The sequence below is a fragment of the Caldibacillus sp. 210928-DFI.2.18 genome, assembly GCF_020554505.1.
GTDB classification, from domain to species: Bacteria; Bacillota; Bacilli; order Bacillales; family Caldibacillaceae; genus Caldifermentibacillus; species Caldifermentibacillus hisashii.
On the sequence record NZ_JAJCHL010000127.1, the window covers coordinates 1 to 6,447 of the forward strand.

General features: G+C 37.7%; 5 protein-coding genes. 1 reads left to right on the top strand and 4 read right to left on the bottom strand.

Annotation, left to right across the window (positions count from 1 at the left end; genetic code table 11):
• Nucleotides 1-201: 201 nt before the first annotated feature.
• Nucleotides 202-1,470, bottom strand: a complete 1,269-nt coding sequence (locus LIZ98_RS16385; RefSeq protein WP_227140275.1) for a dicarboxylate/amino acid:cation symporter — start codon at nucleotides 1,468-1,470, stop codon at nucleotides 202-204.
• Between the two features lie 418 nt (nucleotides 1,471-1,888).
• Here LIZ98_RS16385 and LIZ98_RS16390 point away from each other — a divergent pair, with 418 nt between their 5' ends.
• Nucleotides 1,889-2,545: an HAD family hydrolase gene (locus LIZ98_RS16390; RefSeq protein WP_095142025.1), complete on the top strand. Its 657-nt coding sequence runs from the start codon at nucleotides 1,889-1,891 to the stop codon at nucleotides 2,543-2,545.
• A gap of 306 nt (nucleotides 2,546-2,851) precedes the next feature.
• Here LIZ98_RS16390 and LIZ98_RS16395 read toward each other — a convergent pair whose 3' ends face one another.
• The 3 genes from LIZ98_RS16395 to LIZ98_RS16405 all read right to left on the bottom strand — a co-directional run bounded on the left by LIZ98_RS16395 (nucleotide 2,852) and on the right by LIZ98_RS16405 (nucleotide 6,348).
• Nucleotides 2,852-3,694, bottom strand: coding sequence for an AraC family transcriptional regulator (locus tag LIZ98_RS16395; protein WP_041847065.1), 843 nt, complete (start codon nucleotides 3,692-3,694; stop codon nucleotides 2,852-2,854).
• Between the two features lie 411 nt (nucleotides 3,695-4,105).
• A complete protein-coding gene (gene manA, locus LIZ98_RS16400; RefSeq protein ID WP_227092601.1) occupies nucleotides 4,106-5,065 on the bottom strand; it encodes a mannose-6-phosphate isomerase, class I in 960 nt (319 codons plus the stop codon).
• A 401-nt stretch (nucleotides 5,066-5,466) separates the two neighbouring features.
• Nucleotides 5,467-6,348: an Rpn family recombination-promoting nuclease/putative transposase gene (locus LIZ98_RS16405; protein ID WP_309244563.1), complete on the bottom strand. Its 882-nt coding sequence runs from the start codon at nucleotides 6,346-6,348 to the stop codon at nucleotides 5,467-5,469.
• Nucleotides 6,349-6,447 lie beyond the last annotated feature (99 nt).

Consider the following 6,447-nt stretch of genomic DNA (forward strand, 5'->3'; position numbering starts at 1 on the left):
TAAGAGAGGGAAAACTGTCTCATAGAACGCCGCTATGGGACAAATTGCTTTGAAAAAATGAAAAAAATGTCTCATAGAAGCAAGACGTGCCTAGTCTATAGGACAAGATAAACTGTAGTAGGCGCCGAATTCCATCCATCCTTACTGAAGATTTATCCTTTAATGAAAAAACCGAGGTCCACCAAAACCCCGGTCTCTCTTTTATCCGATTCTTTCTTTCAATTTTCCAGCCCGTTGTGATAACCAATCTTTCCCTTCAATAAGGCGGCTCACCATCATACCACAAACCGTATTTCCGGTTGAATTCAGCAGTGTCGCCGGAATATCTATTATCGTACTGATGACAGCGATGATTGGTAACACTTCAGGAGGAAAACCAAATACACTTAGTATTAACATTTCCCCAATCATGCCGCCACTTGGAATGGCTCCCATGACAGCACCGACTAAAAAGGCAACACCAATAATGCTGAGAACACTAGTGAAACTCGTCATATCCTTATCAAATAATAGAAAAAGAAATACAATTTTACATACGCCGCCAAAAACCGAGCCATCTTTATGGGTGTTGGCTCCAAGTGGAATCACTGTTTCAGCAATGTCTTGCGGAACGCCCATTTTTTTAACTGCTGCCAGGTTCACCGGAATACAAGCGGCACTTGAACACGTCGCAACGGCTGTAATTGATGGGGTAATGGCATTTTTCCAGAATACACGAACACCCTCTTTTCCACCGGCAAAAAAGGCATATAAAGTAAAAAATCCAAAGTAATAAAAAACAGATAATGCTAAATATAGTACAAAGACACGTACATATCCGTTTAAAATTTGCGGACCAAGTTCACCGACTATTGTTGCAAAATAACATCCCAAACCAATAGGTGCATAATACATAACGACTTTTACAACATTCATCATAATGGCAGAACCCGATGCTAATAAGTTTGCAACAGGTTTACCCTTTTCTCCTGCCATCGCTGTCGCTAATCCAAAGAGAATGGAAAAAACAATTAATTGGAGCATATTGCTTTTTGAAAATAACATTGGAAAGTCGGAAACAGTGAAAGTTTTCACTAATTGATCAAGAAAAGAAAGTGCTTCTGTCGATTGATCGGAATCTGTATCTGCCATTATATTCATGATAGCTGACGTATCCACACCTTTTAAGGGATTATAGATACGGATTCCAATATAACCTAAGACAGCTGAAATAATTGCTGTCACCGAAAATACGAGAACAATCGCTCCAAGAATTTTCCCTAACCGTTTCATTTCGCCAATATTGGCTATAGCCGATGAGACACTGAAAAAAACGAGCGGCACAATAATCATGAACATTAAGTTTAAAAATAAATCCCCAAAAGGCTTAACAACACTCGAATCTTGTCCAAAAATGACCCCGGCAATACCGCCAATAACAATGGCAAGAAGCAGAGTTATCGTTTCCTTATAATTTTTTAACAACTGCACAAGTTGTACACCTCTTCTGTTAAGGGTTTTTAATAAAGCTAATTTCTAAAAGATTGCAATTTGAATCGCTTTAACCATGATTGGATAATCGCCAATTGTTTCAAATCATAACCATATAATAAATTTTGAACTCAAATCATGTTTTCACATCAAAATTCCAAAAACAGCCCGTATTTGAAATCACAGCTCAATTATATAATAATTATCGAAAACTGTCTCTTTTTTTTGGAAAGAAAGTTTATATAAGCGGTTTTTGGCTCTATGAAATTGATTTTTGTTTCATGAAGGGTTTGAGTAGTAGGTTTTAGCGATTTTCACTTTTGTACACATATATCAGCATTTCCTATCAAGTTTAGGACAATTGTTTCCAATAATATGGTAAAATTCATATAATCACCTTGAAAAAGGAGGCAACAAAATGGAACAAGTAAAGCTGGTTATTTTTGATATGGATGGTCTGTTATTCGATACTGAGCGGACTTTTTTTCGGGCTTTCCAAAGGTCTGCGAAAAAGTTAGGCTACGATTTTTCTTTTGAAACTTACTTGAAAGTTGTTGGTGTAACTGATGAAACGGGGAAACAAATTTTTGCTGAAATCTATGGAGAAGACTCATCGATCCTACATGCTTTCGACTTATATCATGCGGAATTTGACAAAATTATAGAGGAAGAAGGATTGGCCATTAAACCCGGGGCAGAACGATTGTTGGATGTTCTTGATGACAAAGGAATTAAAAAATGTATCGCCTCATCCAGTCCTATTAAAGTAATTGAGCGAAATTTAAAGCTGAGCGGAATTCAAGATCGTTTTGACTTTTACGTCAGTGGCGACGAGGTAGAAAAAGGAAAACCGAGTCCGGATATTTTCCTCGAGGCGTTACGTCGCGCCGGTGAAAAAGCGGAAAATGCTTTAGTACTGGAAGATTCTTACCATGGATTACAAGCAGCAGTAAGTGCCAATATTCGTTGTATCATTATTCCTGATTTAATTGAACCTTCAGACGAAATGCACCGGCAAGCCTTTCAAATTTATACGAATTTAGGAGAAGTGGCAAGATTAATTAATGAAAAATAATTTCAGCATATTGGACTGACTTTCAGCATCTTCCTCATCTATATGATCACTGAGTTTGCTTATATAATATAGAGTAGGATAAATCTAGTATTCGGCAAATAATCTTATGAATATTTATACTTTTTCATTCCCCCGTCGAATATGTGTATAATTAGATAGGCCTTTGAAGAAAAAGAAAGACGAAAGATATCTCCATTCGTCTTTTTGATTTCTTTACCCTTTGGCGAGCGAGGTTATCCTTCTTTTAGGTAAATTAAAATTCAGCTTTTTTACGGCTTTTACCTTGTTCCGGTTGACGTTTTTACATTAAGAAATAACAGGGACCCACAGCTCATGTCTCGGTTTATGTTTCGGTCCGTAGTAACATTCGATACAAGGTAAATTGGCGAGTTCATATCCGGAAGTTGGAACCCATTCAACATACAGACGCTTCCATGCCTCCACGATGTTCGGAAACACGGCCCACGTACTCGGTGGAATTGTAATTGTTTCCATTTCGGCTGGAACTTCTCCATCATAGCGGACACCCATAAAATAGGTAAATTCTTCATCTTTTATTGCCGCTTCACTTCCACAAACGCCCAAAATACCCTCAAGTGTACATTTTGGATTCTCCCATGACATGTCAATTAATTGCTGTGTAAAACCGTCTTTTTTGGCAGCGCTCCACAATTTAGGGATCGTTTTAAACGCTTTTGCTGTTTTAACCGATTTCCCATTTCCTACAATCTTTAATTCATAATCAATATGTTCAATTCTGTAATCCATTTCCTTTTCCCCCCTTATTGAAATGTGAAAGGTGATTCTTGGAAAGGCTTTTAACGATGTGCCCTTATTTCGAGCCTCAGAAGGCTTTATCCCGTGTATTTTTTGAAATGCCCTGGAAAAAGAATCCGCTGACTCATACCCGTACTTAACGGCTATATCAAGGATGCGCAGATCACTCTTTTGAAGTTCAAATGCTGCACGAGTCAAACGGCGCCTGCGAATATATTCGGATAGCGTCATCCCGGCAAGAGATGAAAACATTCTGGAAAAATGATATTCCGAACAATTTGCCACTTGTGCAAGTTTTTTATACTCGATTTCCTCATCCAAATTTTCCTCAATATAATCCAAGGCACGATTCATTCTCTCCAACCAATCCATAGAAGTACTCCTTTCAAATCTAAATATACAGTAGGAAAAAAAGTTAGACCCGACTTTTTCTGCACAAAAAAGTAGGCTGTAATTCATAGGAAACTAGTTCTTTTTTATTCAAAAAAAATCTTTTTCTAATACAATGAAATATCGTGCACTGCGAACATGTCAGATGCATGGCACCTATCTTCCTCAATTACTTGAAATTTGAGGTGGGAATACAAATCTTACTTTAAAGTGTGGGAAAAATTTTTTACAAGAAATGCTGGTATTATCCACTGGAAGGAAAATTTCAAAAATTAAAAGCAGCCCTCCTCCCTTATGAGAAAAGGGCATGTTAAAAAGCATAATTTTTCAATGCATCTAAAAAGACCACCGTTTTTACAATGGCGCCGGATATTTCTAATTCGATTTTTTCACTTACACATGCGATACGATAAATTCTGCTTGTCCGTTCAATTCATACTCATTTATACTACTTGGTAGAATAAAATGCATACCTTTTTTCAGTTCAAATGTTTTGTCGCCAATCGTCAGAACAGCTTTCCCCTCTACAACACTCACTTGTAAAAAGTCGTGGTGGCAGTTGCGTTTTGTTTTTCCATTTAAATTCCAATGATAAACGGTAAAATATTGTTCTTCTACCAGTTTTTTTTCGGTAAGATCCCCAAAAGTTTCCACTGTTTGCTCAACTTTTGCATCTATGTGTGGTACATTCGTTACTTGTTTTGACCGTTCTAAATGCAGTTCACGCTTGTTTCCGTTCGCATCCGTACGATCATAATCATACACGCGATAGGTAATATCAGAACTTTGCTGGGTTTCCAAAATAACAATTCCTTTTCCAATGGCATGAATGGTTCCGCTTGGTACGTAAACAAAGTCACCTGTCTTTACGTTCACCCGACGGAGAAGCTTGTCCCACTCGCCGGCATCGACCATCTTCTCAAATTCCTCCCGCGTCTTCGCATGGTGCCCTAAAACAAGTTCCGCATTTTCCTCGGCACTTAAAATGTACCAGCATTCCGTTTTACCATAAGGAACACCCTCCACTGATCGGGCAAAATCATCATTTGGATGGACTTGCACAGAAAGGTCGTCATTGGCATCTAAAATTTTTACAAGCAAAGGATATTCCTCGTCTTCTCCTGCCTTTTTATTAAAAAGTTCACCGTGATCATTCCATGCGTCTATCAATGTTTTTCCTTTTAATTCACCATTGGCAATAATACTCGGACCATGCGGATGGGCGGAAATAACCCATGCTTCCCCCGTATGATCAGAAGGAATCGGATAACCATAATCAGTTTTTAATTTTTGCCCGCCCCAAATGCGTTCGTGTAAAGTCGGTTGTAGAAAAATTGGTTCATTTTTATACATACTAGTCACCTGTCTTTTATGTATTTTTGCAAAAATGTTCAGTATTTACTGACAAAATTCAATATCGATCAGACTTTGTAGTAATCCCATATGTTTAAGTAAATTGCAACCGTGATTTCCGAAATTTAAAAAGAACTGGTTCACCTTCTATAGTTTTTGATTTTATAAAACAAAGGACCAAGCTGATTTTTCGTTTCCCTTTTTATTATAAAACAAAAGAGAGCAGATTTTGGAGGCCACTGAAAAACAATTAGAATAAGTTCACTTACTCAATATATAGTAAGATGGACCACAAAAATACATCTAAATATGGTGTTAAGCAAGTGATTATTTTGTACTTTTTCAGTAGCCTCCAGATTTTGCTCCCTTCCTAAAAAAAGACGCATTGAAATATAAACTACTCAATGCTTAAAAAATTTTTTAACCTCATCCAAACTTTGGTATTTGAATATATTTTGAAGGATGGTTTCTAATGTTGCAAGATCTGCTTGCCTTATGTTTTCCTTTAGGTGTTCCGGCAATGCACCAAATTTTTCTGTCAACTGATTCAAGGCGGTTTTGGCCAAAGCTTGGGATGCTCCTTCTTGTCTTCCTTTTTCCAACCCTTCCTGCATGCCTTCCTCTCTCAAGATATCCGCCAATGTCATGGCTACTTCACTCCCTTCTGGAAATGTCGTCTCAATTTGCCGCACGATTCGTTCCATGTCCTTCTTTGTTAAGTCTCGAACAGCATTGAATACATATCGCAACGTTATCTCAAAAAATTCAATTCCTTTTTGTTTATCCTCTATCTCGAGCAATGCGTGACTGGCCTCATAAAAAGACCGTAGAAATTCTTCAGTACTTTTTGTAGCTACATCACGGAGTAGTTTCAACATAATTCGTAGTTGGGCATTTCCCTTTATTTCCTCATCCGAATAATCAGAGAGGTCATATAATAGGTAATGAAAGTTTGGCAAGTATTCTTTCACATGTTGTGGCATTTCCTCAAAACCATTTAAAAACCCTCCTAAATGGAGCGGAAATCTCCATTTACTCTCGCCATGATAGACAACAAGGGGAATTACGATTGGCAGCTCGCTTACTTCTTCCTTTTTCATTTTCATTCCCCATATTTCTGCCATGTATTTAAGCAGTTGTATAGCGATAGCTTTATCCGGATAGCTTTTATGTTCGAATAGGAAAGAGATGTAACCTTCTTTTCCGGAAATCACCACCCGAAACACCAAGTCTGAAAAATAATCCTTGAACTCCTGATTGACAGAATTAAGATAGATTAAAATACAGAAAAAAACTTTGGACTAGTTTTTTTGTCTAGCTCCGGTCCCCAGCGACTGAGAAACTAACTCCCCTTTAATGTGCTCCTGCGCCATAGCCTATTC

Bases quoted from the DNA above. Each gene is read 5' to 3' on its own strand.
- LIZ98_RS16390 (WP_095142025.1), top strand. From the start codon at position 1,889: ATGGAACAAGTAAAGCTGGTTATTTTTGATATGGATGGTCTGTTATTC.
- LIZ98_RS16395 (WP_041847065.1), bottom strand. From the start codon at position 3,694: ATGGATTGGTTGGAGAGAATGAATCGTGCCTTGGATTATATTGAGGAA.
- manA (WP_227092601.1), bottom strand. From the start codon at position 5,065: ATGTATAAAAATGAACCAATTTTTCTACAACCGACTTTACACGAACGC.